The organism is Pseudomonas sp. PDM05, assembly GCF_014851685.1.
GTDB lineage: Bacteria > Pseudomonadota > Gammaproteobacteria > Pseudomonadales > Pseudomonadaceae > Aquipseudomonas.
On record NZ_JACVAC010000005.1, the window covers coordinates 244,756 to 260,546 of the forward strand.

Annotated in this window: 14 protein-coding genes; 10 read left to right on the forward strand and 4 right to left on the reverse strand. The window is 60.6% G+C overall.

Going from position 1 to position 15,791, the window contains the following annotated elements:
- Nucleotides 1-6: 6 nt before the first annotated feature.
- The 3 genes from IB241_RS13170 (at nt 7) to IB241_RS13180 (ending at nt 3,602) form a co-directional block, all read left to right on the forward strand.
- Nucleotides 7-1,284 (forward strand): histidine-type phosphatase, encoded by a 1,278-nt coding sequence (locus IB241_RS13170; RefSeq protein WP_225595467.1) that lies wholly within the window; start codon nt 7-9, stop codon nt 1,282-1,284.
- Nucleotides 1,285-1,353: 69 nt separating this feature from the next.
- Nucleotides 1,354-2,640: a histidine-type phosphatase gene (locus tag IB241_RS13175; protein ID WP_192298812.1), complete on the forward strand. Its 1,287-nt coding sequence runs from the start codon at nt 1,354-1,356 to the stop codon at nt 2,638-2,640.
- 47 nt (nt 2,641-2,687) lie between these two features.
- The gene (locus IB241_RS13180; RefSeq protein ID WP_192298813.1) at nt 2,688-3,602 is read left to right on the forward strand and encodes a DUF808 domain-containing protein; all 915 of its coding nucleotides are present in this window, start codon (nt 2,688-2,690) and stop codon (nt 3,600-3,602) included.
- A gap of 53 nt (nt 3,603-3,655) precedes the next feature.
- Here IB241_RS13180 and IB241_RS13185 read toward each other — a convergent pair whose 3' ends face one another.
- Both IB241_RS13185 and IB241_RS13190 read right to left on the reverse strand, forming a co-directional pair.
- Entirely contained in the window at nt 3,656-4,444 is a 789-nt protein-coding gene (locus IB241_RS13185) for a VacJ family lipoprotein (RefSeq protein WP_192298814.1), read from the reverse strand.
- Entirely contained in the window at nt 4,437-5,735 is a 1,299-nt protein-coding gene (locus tag IB241_RS13190; RefSeq protein WP_192298815.1) for a serine/threonine protein kinase, read from the reverse strand. The genes IB241_RS13185 and IB241_RS13190 overlap by 8 nt, the downstream gene beginning before the upstream one ends.
- Before the next feature lie 237 nt (nt 5,736-5,972).
- On the opposite strand from IB241_RS13190, the gene IB241_RS13195 reads away from it, so the two are divergent.
- A complete protein-coding gene (locus IB241_RS13195) occupies nt 5,973-6,341 on the forward strand; it encodes a hypothetical protein (RefSeq protein ID WP_192298816.1) in 369 nt (122 codons plus the stop codon).
- Nucleotides 6,342-6,454: 113 nt separating this feature from the next.
- Here IB241_RS13195 and IB241_RS13200 read toward each other — a convergent pair whose 3' ends face one another.
- Nucleotides 6,455-8,008, reverse strand: a complete 1,554-nt coding sequence (locus tag IB241_RS13200; protein ID WP_192298817.1) for a glycosyl hydrolase family 17 protein — start codon at nt 8,006-8,008, stop codon at nt 6,455-6,457.
- A gap of 332 nt (nt 8,009-8,340) precedes the next feature.
- Here IB241_RS13200 and IB241_RS13205 point away from each other — a divergent pair, with 332 nt between their 5' ends.
- The 3 genes from IB241_RS13205 to IB241_RS13215 all read left to right on the forward strand — a co-directional run bounded on the left by IB241_RS13205 (nt 8,341) and on the right by IB241_RS13215 (nt 11,435).
- On the forward strand, nt 8,341-9,192 hold the full coding sequence (locus IB241_RS13205) for a glycine betaine ABC transporter substrate-binding protein (protein WP_192298818.1): 852 nt from the start codon (nt 8,341-8,343) through the stop codon (nt 9,190-9,192).
- A 276-nt stretch (nt 9,193-9,468) separates the two neighbouring features.
- Nucleotides 9,469-9,780 carry a DUF485 domain-containing protein gene (locus IB241_RS13210; protein ID WP_192298819.1) on the forward strand — a complete coding sequence of 104 codons (312 nt, stop codon included), beginning with the start codon at nt 9,469-9,471 and terminating at the stop codon, nt 9,778-9,780.
- Nucleotides 9,777-11,435: a cation acetate symporter gene (locus IB241_RS13215; RefSeq protein ID WP_192298820.1), complete on the forward strand. Its 1,659-nt coding sequence runs from the start codon at nt 9,777-9,779 to the stop codon at nt 11,433-11,435. The genes IB241_RS13210 and IB241_RS13215 overlap by 4 nt, the downstream gene beginning before the upstream one ends.
- 179 nt (nt 11,436-11,614) lie before the next feature.
- Here IB241_RS13215 and gltA read toward each other — a convergent pair whose 3' ends face one another.
- Complete coding sequence (gene gltA / locus IB241_RS13220) at nt 11,615-12,904, reverse strand: citrate synthase (protein WP_192298821.1); 1,290 nt, start codon at nt 12,902-12,904, stop codon at nt 11,615-11,617.
- A gap of 331 nt (nt 12,905-13,235) precedes the next feature.
- Here gltA and sdhC point away from each other — a divergent pair, with 331 nt between their 5' ends.
- Genes sdhC through sdhA form a run of 3 tightly spaced genes read left to right on the forward strand, consistent with a single transcriptional unit; the run spans nt 13,236 to nt 15,784 of the window.
- Complete coding sequence (gene sdhC / locus IB241_RS13225) at nt 13,236-13,646, forward strand: succinate dehydrogenase, cytochrome b556 subunit (RefSeq protein ID WP_177429371.1); 411 nt, start codon at nt 13,236-13,238, stop codon at nt 13,644-13,646.
- The gene (sdhD, locus tag IB241_RS13230; RefSeq protein ID WP_016974690.1) at nt 13,640-14,008 is read left to right on the forward strand and encodes a succinate dehydrogenase, hydrophobic membrane anchor protein; all 369 of its coding nucleotides are present in this window, start codon (nt 13,640-13,642) and stop codon (nt 14,006-14,008) included. Before sdhC ends, sdhD begins: the two co-directional genes overlap by 7 nt.
- A 3-nt stretch (nt 14,009-14,011) precedes the next feature.
- Nucleotides 14,012-15,784: a succinate dehydrogenase flavoprotein subunit gene (gene sdhA / locus IB241_RS13235; RefSeq protein WP_192298822.1), complete on the forward strand. Its 1,773-nt coding sequence runs from the start codon at nt 14,012-14,014 to the stop codon at nt 15,782-15,784.
- Nucleotides 15,785-15,791: the final 7 nt, after the last annotated feature.

Here is a 15,791-nt window from a genome sequence, read left to right on the forward strand (position 1 = left end):
CTGAACATGACCCTACTCAATCGTACGGGCCTGGCGTTGGCTGCGCTGACCCTGTGTACCGGCCTCCAAGCGTCCGAAACCGACCACTATGTGCTGGAAAAAGCCGTGCAGGTCAGCCGCCATGGCGTGCGCTCGCCTACCGATACCGACAAATTGGTCAAGGCCACCGGCCGTGCCTGGACCCCCTGGCTGGTGCAGGACGGTGAGCTGACCGGCCATGGCTACCTGGCTGCCAGTTACATGGGCGCCTGGCAGGCGGCGTATTACCGGGAGGCCGGGCTGTTGGCCAGTGGCTGTCCGCAACCTGGCAGCCTGGTCGCGGTGGCCAGCCCCAAGCAACGCACGCGCTCTACCGCGGCGGCGCTGCTGGATGGCATGTTTCCTGGCTGTGGCGAAAAAGCCCTGGCGCGCACCCAGCCGGACCCGTTGTTCCAGACCGACGAAATGCCGTTCGCCAAACTCGATCCGGCCATGGCCAAGGCGCAGATCCTGCAAGCCCTGGGCGGTAACCTGCAAGCCGCCCAGGAGCGCTTGCGCCCGGACCTGGAGCGCCTGAAGAACGCGGTGTGCGAAGTGGGCAAGGCGTGTCCGTTTTTCGACACGCCGTGGGTGTTGAAGGAGGGCGATGGCGGCCGGTTCAAGATCAAGGGGCTGGACAAGGCGTCGTCGATGGCCGAGACCATTCGCCTGCAATACAGCGAAGGCATGCCCCTGGCCGATGTCGCCTTCGGCCATGCCCGCGATGCCGCGCAAGTCTCGGCCCTGGGGCGCCTGCACCGGGCCAAATATGACTTCATCAATGACACGCCGTACATTGCCAGCCGTGGCGGCTCGCAGTTGATGAACCAGATTGTGCTGGCCCTGGAGCAGGGCACGCCGATGGAGAAAAACGATCCGCTGGGCAACCCGCCGGCGGCGCGCCTGCTGATGCTGGTGGCTCACGACACGAATATCTCGCACTTGCGTACGATGCTCGGGTTTACCTGGCAGTTGGGCGAGTACCAGCCAGGCAATATCCCGCCCACCGGCACCCTGGCGTTCGAGCGCTACCGCGACACCCAGACCGGCGAGCGCTTTGTACGCACGCGGTTCATCACCCAGGGCATGGATCAGATACGTGCCTTGCAGCGCCTGAGTCCGGAGCATCCACCGTTGCAGGCCGATTTCGATCAGCCGGGCTGCCGGCACACCTCGGTCGGCACCCTGTGTCCGATGGCGCAGTTCGTCGAGCGCACGGGGCGTGCCATCGACCGCTCGGCGCTGACGGCCTACCGCTATCCCTGACCCGGCGCGGCCACTCCCGCTCGCTCCGGGCGGGGATGGCCATCCGTAGATCCGACACAGGACACCGTTATGTTCACTTGCTTCGTAAGATTCACCCCGCTGGTCCTGGCCAGCCTGATTTCACTCCAGGTCCACGCGGCACCCGCCGATGACTTTGTGCTGGACAAGGTGGTGCAGGTCAGCCGTCACGGCGTGCGTCCACCCACTGACAGCGCGAAACTGGCCAAGGTCACCGGCCGTGCGCAACCCCGTTGGTCGGTGCCGGATGGGCATTTGACCGGTCACGGTTACGCTGCGGCGGTGGAAATGGGCCGCTATCGCGGCCAGGTTTTGCGCTCCGCCGGCCTGTTGCCCGATGGTTGTCCGGCGTCCGGGCAAGTGTTTGTGCGCGCCAGCCCGTTGCAGCGCACCCAGGCTACGGCCTTGGCGCTGCTCGACGGGTTGTTTCCGGGCTGTGGCCTGCAGCCTAGCGTGGTGCAGGGCGACAAGGATGCATTGTTCCAGGCCGACAAAATGCCCTTTGCCCGCCTGGACCCCCAACGTGCCGAAGACAGCGTGCTCGCCCGCATGGGCGGCAGCGTCGCCGGCGCACAGGCCCGCTACCGGGACGCGGAACAACAACTGCGCAACGTGATCTGCGCGGGCTCCGCCCCATGCAGCTACGCCGAGCAACCCTGGCAATTGACCCAGGACGAAGATGGGCGGCTGGCGATCAAGGGCCTGGGCACGCAGGCCAACCTGGGCGAGACGTTCCGCCTGGAGTACAGCGAAGGCCTGCCGCTGGACCAGGTCGCGTTTGGCCACGGGCGCAGCGCGCGGCAAGTGTCCCAGTTGACGGCATTGACCAAGGCCAAATACGACTTCATCAATGACAGCCCTTACATCGCCAGCCGTGGCGGCTCGCAGCTGATGAACCAGATTGCCCTGGCGCTCGGACAAGGCACGCCCCAGGCCAAGGACGATCCCCTGGGGATGCCGCCCGACACACGCTTCACCCTGCTGGTGGCCCATGACACCAACATTTCCTACCTGCGCACGCTGCTCGGGTTTCGCTGGAGCCTGGGCGACTACCTGGAGGGCAATATCCCGCCGGTGGGCAGCCTGCAATTCGAACGCTACAAGCAGCTATCGAGCGGACGCTACTTCCTGCGGGTCGCGTTCGAGGCCCAGTCCTTGGAGCAGATTCGCCAGTTGACGCCGCTGACAAGGGCCCAGCCGCCGCTGCATGCCGATATGACCGGCACTCAGGGCTGCATCACGGCATCGGTGGGGGTGTTGTGCCCATTGGACGCTGCCTTGCAACGGTTGGATCAAAACATCGACCGTACCGCGTTGACGCCGTACCACTATCCATAACCCTGTCAGCCACCTATCCTCGGCAAAACTTTTCCGAGGAATGGAACATGGCAGGCAGCAGCTTACTGGTACTGATCGACGACATTGCCGCCGTGCTCGATGACGTTGCGTTGATGACCAAAATGGCCGCCAAGAAAACCGCCGGCGTGCTCGGCGATGACTTGGCGCTCAACGCCCAGCAGGTCAGCGGTGTGCGCGCCGAGCGGGAAATTCCCGTGGTGTGGGCGGTGGCGAAAGGGTCGTTCGTCAACAAGTTGATCCTGGTGCCCGCGGCGCTGTTGATCAGTGCGTTCGCGCCGTGGGCGGTCACGCCGTTGTTGATGCTCGGAGGCGCCTACCTGTGCTTTGAAGGCTTCGAGAAGCTCGCGCATAAATTCCTGCACAGCAAGGCGCAAGACCAGGCCGAGCACGCGCAGTTGGTCGAAGCCGTGGCGGACCCGGCGACCGATCTGGTGGCGTTCGAAAAGGACAAGATCAAAGGCGCGATCCGCACCGACTTTATCCTCTCCGCCGAAATCATTGCCATCACCCTTGGTACCGTGGCGGATGCGCCGCTGATGCAGCAGGTGATCGTGCTGTCGGGCATTGCCATCGTCATGACCATTGGGGTTTACGGCTTGGTGGCCGGCATCGTCAAGCTCGATGACCTGGGCCTGTGGCTCACTCAAAAGCCAGGCCAAGCAGCGCGCAGCATCGGCGGCGCGATCCTGCGGGCGGCGCCATACATGATGAAGAGCTTGTCGGTGATCGGTACGGCGGCGATGTTCCTGGTCGGCGGCGGCATCCTTACCCATGGCGTGCCGGTGGTGCATCACTGGATCGAGACCGTCAGCCTGGGCGCGGGTGGGGTGGCGTGGTTGGTGCCGGTATTGCTCAATGGCCTGGCGGGGATTGTCGCGGGGGCGGTGGTGCTGGCGGTGGTCAGTGTGCTGGGCAAGCTCTGGAACACCGTGAAGGCTTGAGCGTCGCGGCATAAAAAAAGGCCATTCTTTCGAATGGCCTTTTTTGTGGCGGGTTACTCGGCGATCTGCAATTTGCGTGATTCCGTATAGATGTAGCGCACCTTTTCATATTCGAACGGTGAGTTCATCTGCCCATAGCGGAAGCTGGTCTGGTAGCGCTTGTCTACCGCGCGCAGGGCCCAGATTTCCGGGTGGTTGGAGCTGACTTCGGACACGTTGAGGAAATTGATCTGGCTTTCGGCGCTGTAGTCGACGATCAGGCCGGTGGTGTCACGCAGGTTCGACGGGCCGAAGACCGGCAGAACCAAGTACGCGCCGCCGGGTACGCCGTAGAAACCCAGGGTCTGGCCGAAGTCTTCGCTCTGGCGCGGCAGGCCCATGGCGGTAGCCGGGTCCCACAGGCCGGCGATGCCGATGGTGGTGTTGAGCAGCAGGCGCCCGCTGGTTTCCAGGGAGCGATGGCCCTTGAGTTGCAGCAGGCTGTTCAACAGGTTGGGCACGTCACCCAGGTTGTTGAAGAAGTTGCTCACGCCGGTGCGCAAGAAGCTTGGGGTCACGTAGGTGTAGCCGTTGACCACGGGCAGGAACACCCATTGGTCGAAGCGGTAGTTGAAGTGGTACACGCGACGGTTCCAGGCCTCCAGCGGGTCGTAGACGTTGAGTGCGGTCAGCGACGAGCGTTCGAACTCACGCTGGTCCATGCCGGGGTTGAACTTGAGCTTGGACAGTGGCTCCTTGAAGCCATCGGCGTCGACCTTGGTCGGTTCGTGGGCCTTGCTGTTGTCGGCATTGGCCACGCCCGCACACATCAAGGCGGCGAGCAGCAGAAGATATTTAGCCACGGAAGAACTCCAGCATGGCGTCGGCGTTGACGCGGTAATTGAGGTTGCCGCAGTGGCCGCCCAGCGGGTAGACGGTCAAGCGATCGCCGAAGGTTTTACGCAGGAAACCCAGGTCGCCAGGGCCGAGGATCACGTCGTCGGCGTTGTGCATGACCGCGATTTTCTTGCTGTTGTGCAGGTAGTCCTTGAGGGCGTACAGGCTGACCTGGTCAACCAGTTGCAGCAGGCTGCCGCCGTCAGAACGCGCGCGCCACATCGGGATCACTTGTTCGGTGAGGTAGCAGTCGAAGTCGCATTGCAGCGCACGCTTGAGGAACGGCGTGAGGCTGGTGCCTTCGGTGATCGGGTACTTCGGCGGGATGATCAGGCCGCGGCGGTTGATCAGGTCCGAGGTAAAGGCAATATCGGCCGCCGAGAAGCGGAACGAGGTGCCGATCAGCATGGCCATCTGTTCGTTGGTCAGGTGCTGCTTGGATTGCTGGAAGTCGTAGAGCAGGGCGTCGTTGAGGTCGATATAGCCCTTTTGCTGGAAGTAGCGGGTCAGCTTGCTCAGCACCAATTCATAAAAGGTGGTGGTGTTGTTGATGCCCTTCACCTCGGTCTGTACCAGCTTGTCGAGGTTGGTGATCGAGGTGTAGAGGTTGACCGGCGGGTTCAGCAACAGGACTTTCTTGAAGTTGAAGCTGCGACGGGTCTCGTCCAGTTTGGCCACGAACGCCGCGTCCAGGCCGCCGAGGCTGTAGCCGGTGAGGTAGAAGTCGGTCACCGGCAAGGAGGCGTTTTGCGCACGCACGGCTTGCATCACGCGGTACATGTCTTCGGCGTCTTCCTGGGTGATCCCCGGGGTGGCGAAGCGCGAGGCGGCGCTGATGAAGTCGAAGCTGGTCGGCGACGACAGCTGCACCACATGGTAGCCGGCTTGGTAATACAGTTTTTTCAGGTATTCGTTGATGCTGCTGTCAAACCGCGCACCCGTGCCGGCGATCAGGAAGATCAGCGGTGCGGCGCGGTCCTGCTTGGCGATGCGGTAGGTGAGCTTCTTTACCGGCCAGAAGTTGTCGGGCAGGCTGAATTCGCGCTCGGGACGCATCGTCAGGGTGTAGTCGGACTGGTTGATCTCGTCGTCGCTCGGCAGTTTTGGCCGAAGGTCGGGCGGGGTGGTGGCGATGGTCGCTTCAAACGGGTTGGTCAAAGGGTAGCCATAGCTGGCTTGGTCAATATCGACCGCCAGTGCTGACGCACTCAGAAAAAGGCTGCCCAAGAGGGCGGCACAGCGCAAGGAACGGAGCATGACTAAATCCCTAAGAGGAAACGTGCTTAATGAAGTTCGCAGGCTATGACCACCGCGTTGTCGCCGAAGTGCCATCACTCGGCACGAAATGTCGGTAAATAACGTCGGAATCGGGGTAATAGTTGCCAGACGATACACTTTGCCACGCGTTGATGGACACAAATTGTGTGTATGCGCCTTGCTAACGGCTGCCGGGGCATTAAGCTGAGCGCCGTTTTTGCCTATCGGAGTGCCCCCATGTCCCGTCGTTTGCCGCTGATCCTGCTGCTTATTGCCCTGCCGCTATGGCTGGCCGCCAGTTATGGCGCGCGCTACGGTTTTATGGAGGATGGCAGCTGGGTGGGGATCTGCGCCGACGAAGCCGGGCGCTGGGAGTGCCAGTTGCGTTCGAACCTGGGCTTGATGATCCACTTCAAGGTGCTGGGCTGGGTGGCGTTGGTGGCGTCGCTCGTCGCATTTTTTGTGCCGGGCCGCGTGGGCTGGTGGCTGGCGTTGCTGGGGATGGTGTTCGGGTTGCCGGCGTTGGCGTTGTACAACACCACGTTTGCGGTGTTTGCGCTGGTGGTTGCGGGGTTGCGGTTGGTCAGGAAGCCTCGGGTTGCCTGATAGGGTCCCATCGCAGGCAAGCCAGCTCCCACGTTTGAGCGCATTCCAAAGGATGTACTCGGTCAACTGTGGGAGCTGGCTTGTCGGGTCGCCGCATCGCTGCGATAGCGCTCTTAAGCCTTGCGCACCCGCAAGCAGCGCCACAATGCCCCTACCATCAATACGCTGACCAGTGCCCAGCCCCAAGCCTGCTGGTTCATCAGCCCCTCACGGTACAACTGCGGCGCAACGCCGGCGCCAATGATGAAGGCCAGCAAGGCGATCTCCCGGCGCGGACCAGTGACCGGACGCACCAGGTAAACCAACGCCGGCAACACCAGCGCCGCACTCGGGAAGCTGCGATAACGCGGGTCAAACACCAACGCCAGCATCATCACGGCCCCCGCAAAACCGGCAATCGCCACTAGCCAGCCCGCACGTTGCTCCAGCCAGTTGAACGCCCGTTCACGCCAACTGTCCCGGGCACTCAAGGCCAGGGCGGCGTGGGCCAGTACCAGCAGGTTCAGCAGCACCAGCAAGCCGGCCCACACCCATTCATCACCAAAGCGTGCAGTGACGCGGGTGAGTTCGGCCCACGTCCCGATGGAACAGGCCGCCACCGCGCCCAGCAGCGGCAGGGCAAGCGCGGCAGGCGCGCTGCGCACGCGGCCACCCAGTGCCAATGTGCCCAGCAGGATCAGCCCGCCCACGCCCAGCCACAGCGGCCAGTACGGCACGTTGGTCACCGGCCCGGCGAGGATGCCCTTGTCCTGGCGGTCCGCATCGAACAGGCCCCAATAGCCACCCACGGCACCTTCACTGGCGCGTTTCCACGGCTGGTCAAACGCTTCGATCAGGTTGTAGTGCCAGCCATTGGCCTCGGCCATGGCTACAAAACCGCGCATGAATTTGGCCTCGTTGACCCGGCTCGGCACCGCGGTTTCACGCTGGCGGCCTTCGCTGGGCCAGCCGGTTTCACCGATCAGCACATCCTTGGGCGCGAATTTGTTGCCAAAGGTCTGGCGCACATCGCCGACGTGCTTGAGCGCCTGGTCGATGCCGGACGGATCATCTTCCCAATAGGGCAACAGGTGAATGGTGAGGAAGTCCACTGCCGGGGCGATTTGCGGGTGTTGCAGCCAGAATTCCCACACATCGGCGTAGGTCACCGGCTGCTTGATCTGGCTTTTGACGGTGTGGATCAACGTCACCAGCTGCTTGGCGGTGACTTCCTTGCGCAACAGCGCCTCGTTGCCAACGATCACCGCGGTGACGACATCAGGGTTGGCGTTGGCCGAGGCGATCAGTTCGTTGATTTCCTTTTCGGTCGCGACGGGATCACTGCTGACCCAGGCGCCCGCCATGACCTTCAGGCCATGCTTGCGTGCCATCTCTGGCAGGGCTTCCAGGCCGGTCATGGAGTAGGTGCGGATGCATTCAAAACGGGTGGCCAGCAAGGCGAGGTCCGCGTCCATGCGTTCGGGGCGCAGCTTGAACGGCTGGTCGAACGGTGATTGGTCCTTGTCGAACGGCGTATAGGACGCGCATTGCATCTTGTGGCTGGCGCTGGCCACATCCGGCAGCACCACGGGACGGCCGAGGCCATACCAGTAACCGACCAGGGCCAGCAGGCCGAGGATCAAGGCGAAGAAATAGGGTAGGGCAGGGAAGCGGGCAGTCGCAGGCATGGTCGGCTTATCTGGGAGAGCAAAGGCGCGCATCTTACCCGGATTTGGCCGGTCCCAGTGGGGCCACATGATTTTGACATGCAAAGTTCGGGCGGAATTTTGACGTCATTTCCTACAAAGCCTCCTGCTGGCGTTGTGATGTCGTTTCTTGCTTGGGTAAGGTCGCTGACAGAGCAGGTTCCAAGTCCCGACGGGTTGATGATCGAGGTGTCAGCACTCCACTGACGCCGCAGCAGCCGGATCGATGCGCGTGATGGGAGCGCGGCGCACCACATAACAACAGGTTGACGTCGCTCGGCATCCGCCGGGCGCAGCACTTTCGGGGAAGTACGATGAAGATGCGACGACTCTTGGGCGCAGCTGCCACTCTGGTAGTTGCGATGAGCTCCACACTGGCCAGCGCCGACAGCAAAACCCTGAGCATCGGTTACGTGGACGGTTGGTCCGACAGCGTTGCCACCACCCACGTGGCGGCAGAGGTGATCAAGGCCAAGCTCGGTTATGACGTGAAACTGCAGGCGGTCGCCACCGGGATCATGTGGCAGGGTGTGGCTACCGGCAAACTCGACGCCATGCTCTCCGCCTGGCTGCCAGTGACCCACGGTGAGTACTGGGCCAAGAACAAGGACAAGGTGGTCGACTACGGCCCCAACTTCAAGGATGCAAAAATCGGCCTGATCGTGCCGGAGTATGTGAAAGCCAAGTCCATCGAAGACCTCAAGACCGACACCACCTTCAAGAACAAGATCGTCGGCATCGACGCCGGTTCAGGCGTGATGCTCAAGACCGACGAAGCCATTAAGCAGTACGGCCTCGATTACAAACTGCAAGCCAGCTCGGGCGCAGCGATGATCGCCGAACTGACCCGCGCCGAAGACAAGCAGGAATCCATTGCGGTCACTGGTTGGGTGCCACATTGGATGTTTGCCAAGTGGAAACTGCGTTTCCTGGAAGATCCAAAAGGCGTTTATGGCGCTGCTGAGACCGTCAACAGCATCGGCAGCAAGGGCCTGGAGGCGAAAGCGCCGGAAGTCGCGGCCTTCCTGAAGAAATTCCAGTGGGCCTCCAAGGATGAGATCGGCGAAGTCATGCTGGCAATCCAAGAGGGCGCCAAGCCCGATGCAGCAGCCAAGGACTGGGTAGCCAAGCACCCTGAGCGTGTTGCCGAGTGGACCGCTAAATAACCCTTCACCTGTAGCAACAAGCACGCCGCCAACCTGATGTGGGAGCGGGCTTGCCCGCGATTGCAGTGTGTCAGCCGATCGATTCGGTACTGACACGCCGCCTTCGCGGGCAAGCCCGCTCCCACACTTATTTGACCTTTTGCAAATCCTCCTGCGTTCACACAATCCCTCGCTACACTCGATCTAAGACTAAGGTCGTCTGGAACCTCTACGGCAGCCGCATACAGTGGATACGTTCCAAAATAATAAAAAAGCTGTGCTGCGAGGATAAAAACAATGAACGACAGCATTTACCTCTCGATTCAAAACAGCCCGCGTTTCAAGGAGCTGGTGAGAAAAAGGGAACGATTCGCCTGGATTCTCTCGGCGATCATGCTCGGGCTTTACTCCGCTTTCATCCTGTTGATCGCCTACGGGCCACAAGTGCTGGGGGCCAAGATCAGCCCCGGTTCCTCGATTACCTGGGGTATTCCCCTGGGCGTCGGGCTGATTGTGTCTGCCTTCGTCCTGACCGGCATCTACGTGCGCCGCGCCAATGGCGAATTCGACGACCTGAACAATGCGATTCTCAAGGAGGCTGCGCAATGATCGGGCGTCTACTGGCAGTATTCGTCGCTTCGCTGTTTGCTCCGGCCCTCTGGGCTGCGGACGCATTGACCGGTGAAGTGCACAAGCAACCCCTGAACGTGTCGGCCATCGTGATGTTTGTCGCGTTTGTCGGCGCCACCCTGTGCATCACCTACTGGGCGTCCAAGCGCAACAAATCGGCGGCCGACTACTATGCGGCCGGCGGCAAGATCACCGGTTTCCAGAATGGCCTGGCGATTGCCGGTGACTACATGTCGGCGGCGTCCTTCCTGGGGATTTCCGCGCTGGTGTTCACCTCCGGCTACGATGGCCTGATCTACTCCATCGGCTTCCTGGTGGGCTGGCCGATCATTCTGTTCCTGATCGCCGAGCGCCTGCGTAACCTGGGCAAGTACACCTTTGCCGACGTGGCGTCCTACCGCCTCGGGCAAACCCAGATCCGCAGCCTGTCGGCCTGTGGTTCGCTGGTGGTGGTGGCGTTCTACCTGATCGCGCAGATGGTGGGCGCGGGCAAGCTGATCCAACTGCTGTTCGGCCTGGACTACCACGTTGCGGTGATTCTGGTGGGCATCCTGATGTGCATGTACGTGCTGTTCGGCGGCATGCTGGCGACCACCTGGGTGCAGATCATCAAGGCAGTGCTGCTGCTGTCCGGTGCCTCGTTCATGGCACTGATGGTGATGAAGCACGTCAACTTCGATTTCAACGTGCTGTTCTCCGAGGCGATCAAGGTTCACCCGAAAGGTGAAGCGATCATGAGCCCTGGCGGCCTGGTGAAAGACCCGATCTCGGCATTCTCCCTTGGCTTGGCACTGATGTTCGGTACCGCCGGCCTGCCGCACATCCTGATGCGCTTCTTTACCGTAAGCGACGCCAAGGAAGCGCGTAAGAGCGTGCTGTACGCCACTGGTTTCATTGGCTACTTCTATATCCTGACCTTCATCATCGGCTTCGGCGCGATCCTGCTGGTCAGCACCAACCCGGCGTTCAAGGATGCAGCAGGCGCCTTGCTCGGTGGCAACAACATGGCGGCGGTGCACCTGGCCAACGCGGTGGGTGGCAGTATCTTCCTGGGCTTCATCTCGGCGGTGGCGTTCGCGACCATCCTCGCGGTGGTTGCCGGCCTGACCCTGGCCGGTGCGTCGGCGGTGTCCCATGACCTGTACGCCAGCGTGATCAAGAAAGGCAAGGCCAACGAGAAAGACGAGATTCGCGTGTCGAAGATCACCACCGTGGCCTTGGGTGTATTGGCGATCGGTCTGGGTATCCTGTTCGAAAGCCAGAACATCGCGTTCATGGTTGGCCTGGCGTTCTCCATTGCCGCCAGCTGTAACTTCCCGGTGTTGCTGCTTTCCATGTACTGGAAAAACCTCACCACCCGTGGCGCGATGATTGGCGGCTGGTTGGGCCTGGTCAGTGCCGTTGGCCTGATGATCCTCGGTCCGACCATCTGGGTCTCGATCCTGCACCATGAAAAAGCCATCTTCCCTTATGAGTACCCGGCGCTGTTTTCGATGGTCATTGCGTTCATCGGCATCTGGTTCTTCTCCATCACCGACAAGTCGGCGGCGGCAGAGAAGGAACGTGCACTGTACTTCCCGCAGTTTGTGCGTTCGCAGACTGGCCTGGGGGCGAGTGGGGCGGTTAATCATTGAGGCAGTTGCAAGCTTTAAGCTACAAGCTGCAAGTTAGAAGTAGTGTTGTGTAGAGAAGTACCCCTGTTGTGAGGCAGGGGTATTTTTTTGCTTGCGGCTTGCGGCTTGCGGCTTGCCGCTCACTAAATCCCAGCCAAAAAAAACGGCCTCATCAAGAGGCCGTTTTATTTGGCTGGGATTTAGTGCCGATCTTCCAGCTTGGTGATGTCACGCGACTCGTAGCCGGTGTACAGCTGGCGCGGGCGGCCAATCTTGTACGGGCTGGAGAGCATTTCTTTCCAGTGGGAGATCCAGCCCACGGTCCGCGCCAGGGCGAAGATCACGGTGAACATGCTGGTTGGAATGCCGATCGCCTTGAGGATGATCCCCGAGTAGAAGTCGACGTTCGGGTACAGCGAGCGTTCGATGAAGTACGGGTCGGTCAGGGCGATCTCTTCCAGGCGCATGGCCAGTTCGAGTTGCGGATCGTTGTTGATGCCCAGTTCCTTCAGCACTTCGTCGCAGGTCTGCTTCATGACGGTGGCACGTGGGTCGCGGTTCTTGTAGACCCGGTGACCGAAGCCCATCAACTTGAACGGATCGTTCTTGTCCTTGGCCTTGGCGATGAACTTGTCGATGTTCGAGACATCACCGATTTCATCGAGCATGGTCAATACGGCTTCGTTCGCACCGCCGTGGGCAGGGCCCCACAGTGCGGCGATGCCGGCGGCGATACAGGCGAACGGGTTGGCACCCGAGGAGCCTGCCAGGCGCACGGTGGAGGTCGATGCGTTCTGCTCGTGGTCGGCGTGGAGGATGAAGATCCGGTCCATGGCCTTGGCGAGCGTCGGGCTGATCGGTTTGATCTCGCACGGGGTGTTGAACATCATGTGCAGGAAGTTTTCCGCGTACGTCAGGTCGTTGCGCGGGTACATCATGGGTTGACCCATGGAGTACTTGTAAACCATTGCGGCCAGGGTCGGCATCTTGGCAACCAGGCGGATCGCGGAAATTTCGCGATGCTGCGGGTTATTGATGTCGAGGGAGTCGTGATAGAAGGCCGACAGGGCGCCGACCACACCGCACATGACGGCCATTGGGTGGGCGTCGCGACGGAAGCCGTTGAAGAAGGTCTTCAACTGCTCGTGAACCATGGTGTGGTTCTTCACGGTGCTGACGAACTGGGCTTTCTGCTCGGCTGTTGGCAGTTCGCCATTTAGCAGCAGGTAGCAGGTTTCCAGGTAGTCCGATTTCTCGGCCAGTTGCTCGATCGGGTAGCCACGATGCAGCAAAATGCCATTATCACCATCGATGTAGGTGATCTTCGACTCGCAAGAGGCGGTCGACATGAAGCCTGGGTCGAATGTAAAACGGCCCGTGGCCGTCAGGCCCCGTACGTCGATAACATCGGGACCAACGGTGCCGGTTAAAATGGGCAGCTCGACGGGGGCTGCGCCCTCGATGATCAACTGCGCTTTTTTGTCAGCCATGTGGCCTCCTATTTATGCTTCAAATCATCAGACAGACCCCCCACGCAGGGCCCGCACCACTATATTGATATAAATCCAGATGTCAATTTGCCTAAAGTCTTGCACCAGAAGGCTTTAACCGTACTTTTTCCTCGAAATTGCCTGCCATTTACGCCTTTTATACCGCCAGCGCAATCAGCTATTAGGGTGAGGCAGGCGCGTTGTCATTAGTAACCTAACTGTCTATACTCGGCCACCGACCGCCAAGGGCTTTTGGGCTTGCTTTCATTGGGGGTCGCACTCCCTGGGTGGTGCTACCTGACCAGTGCACTCCCCTACAACTTTGCCCTGATTGTTAGGGGCTCTTCAGTGTGAAAAAAAAGCCGTGAAGAATAGCCAACGACCTGTAAACCTAGACCTAAGGACCATCAAACTCCCCATCACCGGCGTTACGTCGTTCCTGCACCGTGTTTCCGGCATCATCCTGTTCCTGGGCTTGGGCATCATGCTTTACGCATTGAGCAAATCCCTGGGTTCCGAGGAAGGTTACGCCGAGGTGAAGGCATGCTTGACCAGCCCGCTGGCCAAGTTCGTAGCATGGGGCCTCCTGTCCGCTCTGCTGTATCACCTGGTAGCCGGTGTGCGCCACTTGATCATGGATGCGGGTATCGGTGAGACGCTGGAAGGCGGCCGCCTGGGCTCGAAAATCATCATCGCCATTTCCGTGGTGCTGATCGTTCTGGCAGGAGTTTGGATATGGTAACCAGCGTTACGAACCTTTCGCGTTCGGGCCTCTATGACTGGATGGCGCAGCGTGTGTCTGCGGTCGTTCTCGCGGCTTATTTCATCTTCCTGATCGGATACCTCGTCGCAAATCCAGGCATCAGCTATGAGCAATGGCACGGCCTGTTTTCCCATAATGCGATGCGAATCTTCAGTCTGCTGGCCCTTGTAGCCCTGGGCGCTCACGCCTGGGTCGGCATGTGGACCATCGCGACCGACTACCTGACGCCAATGGCGCTGGGCAAGTCCGCGACCGCAGTACGTTTCCTCTTCCAGGCAGTCTGCGGCGTCGCGATGTTCGCTTACTTCGTCTGGGGTGTGCAGATTCTTTGGGGTATCTGATCCATGGCTAACATTCCAACTATTTCATTCGACGCCATCATTATTGGTGGTGGCGGTGCCGGCATGCGCGCTGCGCTGCAGCTGGCACAGGGCGGTCACAAGACTGCCGTGATCACCAAGGTGTTCCCGACCCGTTCCCACACCGTATCGGCCCAGGGTGGCATCACCTGCGCCATCGCCTCCGCCGATCCGAACGATGACTGGCGCTGGCACATGTACGATACCGTCAAGGGTTCCGACTATATCGGTGACCAGGACGCTATCGAATACATGTGTCAGGAAGGCCCGGCTGCGGTGTTCGAACTGGACCACATGGGTCTGCCGTTCTCCCGTACCGAACAGGGTCGTATCTACCAGCGTCCATTCGGCGGCCAGTCGAAGGATTACGGCAAAGGCGGGCAGGCTGCCCGTACCTGCGCCGCTTCCGACCGTACCGGTCACGCGCTGCTGCACACCCTTTATCAGGGCAACCTGAAAGCCGGTACCACGTTCCTGAACGAGTACTACGCGGTTGATCTGGTGAAGAACTCGCAAGGCGAGTTCGTCGGCGTGATCGCGATCTGCATCGAAACCGGTGAAACCACCTACATCCGCGCCAAGGCTACCGTGCTGGCGACTGGCGGTGCAGGCCGTATCTACGCTTCGACCACCAATGCCCTGATCAACACCGGCGACGGCGTTGGCATGGCACTGCGTGCCGGCGTGCCGGTGCAAGACATCGAAATGTGGCAGTTCCACCCGACCGGCATCGCCGGCGCAGGTGTACTGGTTACCGAAGGTTGCCGTGGTGAAGGTGGATACCTGATCAACAAGCACGGCGAGCGTTTCATGGAGCGTTATGCTCCGAACGCGAAAGACCTTGCTGGTCGTGACGTTGTGGCCCGTTCGATGGTTAAAGAGATCATCGCCGGCAACGGCTGTGGCCCGAATGGCGACCACGTACTGCTGAAGCTCGATCACCTGGGCGAAGAAGTCCTGCATAGCCGCCTGCCAGGTATCTGCGAGCTGTCCAAGACCTTTGCTCACGTTGACCCGGTGGTTGCTCCGGTTCCGGTTGTTCCGACTTGCCACTACATGATGGGCGGCGTGCCGACCAACATTCATGGCCAGGCGATCACCCAGAACGCCGAAGGCGAAGACGAGATCATCCACGGCCTGTTCGCGGTAGGCGAAGTGGCTTGCGTATCGGTTCACGGTGCCAACCGTCTGGGCGGCAACTCGCTGCTCGACCTGGTGGTATTCGGCCGTGCTGCTGGCCTGCACCTGGAAAAAGCGCTGACCGACGGCATCGAATACGATGACGCCACCGACGCCAACATCGAAGCTGCCCTGGCGCGTCTGAACGCTCTGAACGAGCGTACTGATGGCGAAGACGTAGCAACCCTGCGTCGCGAGCTGCAAAGCTGCATGCAGAACTACTTCGGTGTGTTCCGTACCGGCGAGTACATGCAGAAGGGCATCGCCCAGCTGGCCGACCTGCGCAAGCGCATCGCCAACGTCAAGATCAACGATAAGAGCCAGGCGTTCAACACCGCTCGTATCGAAGCCCTTGAGCTGCAAAACCTGCTGGAAGTGGCCGAAGCGACCGCAATCGCTGCCGAGGTTCGTAAAGAATCCCGTGGTGCCCACGCCCGTGAAGACTTTGAAGATCGCGACGACGAAAACTGGTTGTGCCACACCCTGTACTTCCCGGGTGACAAGCGCGTAACCAAGCGTGCCGTGAACTTCTCGCCGAAGACGGTTCCGACGTTTGAACCGAAGATTCGGACTTACTAAGGGTGGC

Excerpts from the sequence above, each read along its gene's own strand:
- IB241_RS13200 (WP_192298817.1), bottom strand. The coding sequence starts at position 8,008 with ATGCCTGCGACTGCCCGCTTCCCTGCCCTACCCTATTTCTTCGCCTTG.
- IB241_RS13210 (WP_192298819.1), top strand. The coding sequence starts at position 9,469 with ATGAACGACAGCATTTACCTCTCGATTCAAAACAGCCCGCGTTTCAAG.
- IB241_RS13205 (WP_192298818.1), top strand. The coding sequence starts at position 8,341 with ATGAAGATGCGACGACTCTTGGGCGCAGCTGCCACTCTGGTAGTTGCG.
- sdhA (WP_192298822.1), top strand. The coding sequence starts at position 14,012 with ATGGCTAACATTCCAACTATTTCATTCGACGCCATCATTATTGGTGGT.
- IB241_RS13180 (WP_192298813.1), top strand. The coding sequence starts at position 2,688 with ATGGCAGGCAGCAGCTTACTGGTACTGATCGACGACATTGCCGCCGTG.
- IB241_RS13215 (WP_192298820.1), top strand. The coding sequence starts at position 9,777 with ATGATCGGGCGTCTACTGGCAGTATTCGTCGCTTCGCTGTTTGCTCCG.
- IB241_RS13195 (WP_192298816.1), top strand. The coding sequence starts at position 5,973 with ATGTCCCGTCGTTTGCCGCTGATCCTGCTGCTTATTGCCCTGCCGCTA.
- IB241_RS13170 (WP_225595467.1), top strand. The coding sequence starts at position 7 with ATGACCCTACTCAATCGTACGGGCCTGGCGTTGGCTGCGCTGACCCTG.
- IB241_RS13190 (WP_192298815.1), bottom strand. The coding sequence starts at position 5,735 with ATGCTCCGTTCCTTGCGCTGTGCCGCCCTCTTGGGCAGCCTTTTTCTG.
- IB241_RS13175 (WP_192298812.1), top strand. The coding sequence starts at position 1,354 with ATGTTCACTTGCTTCGTAAGATTCACCCCGCTGGTCCTGGCCAGCCTG.
- gltA (WP_192298821.1), bottom strand. The coding sequence starts at position 12,904 with ATGGCTGACAAAAAAGCGCAGTTGATCATCGAGGGCGCAGCCCCCGTC.
- sdhD (WP_016974690.1), top strand. The coding sequence starts at position 13,640 with ATGGTAACCAGCGTTACGAACCTTTCGCGTTCGGGCCTCTATGACTGG.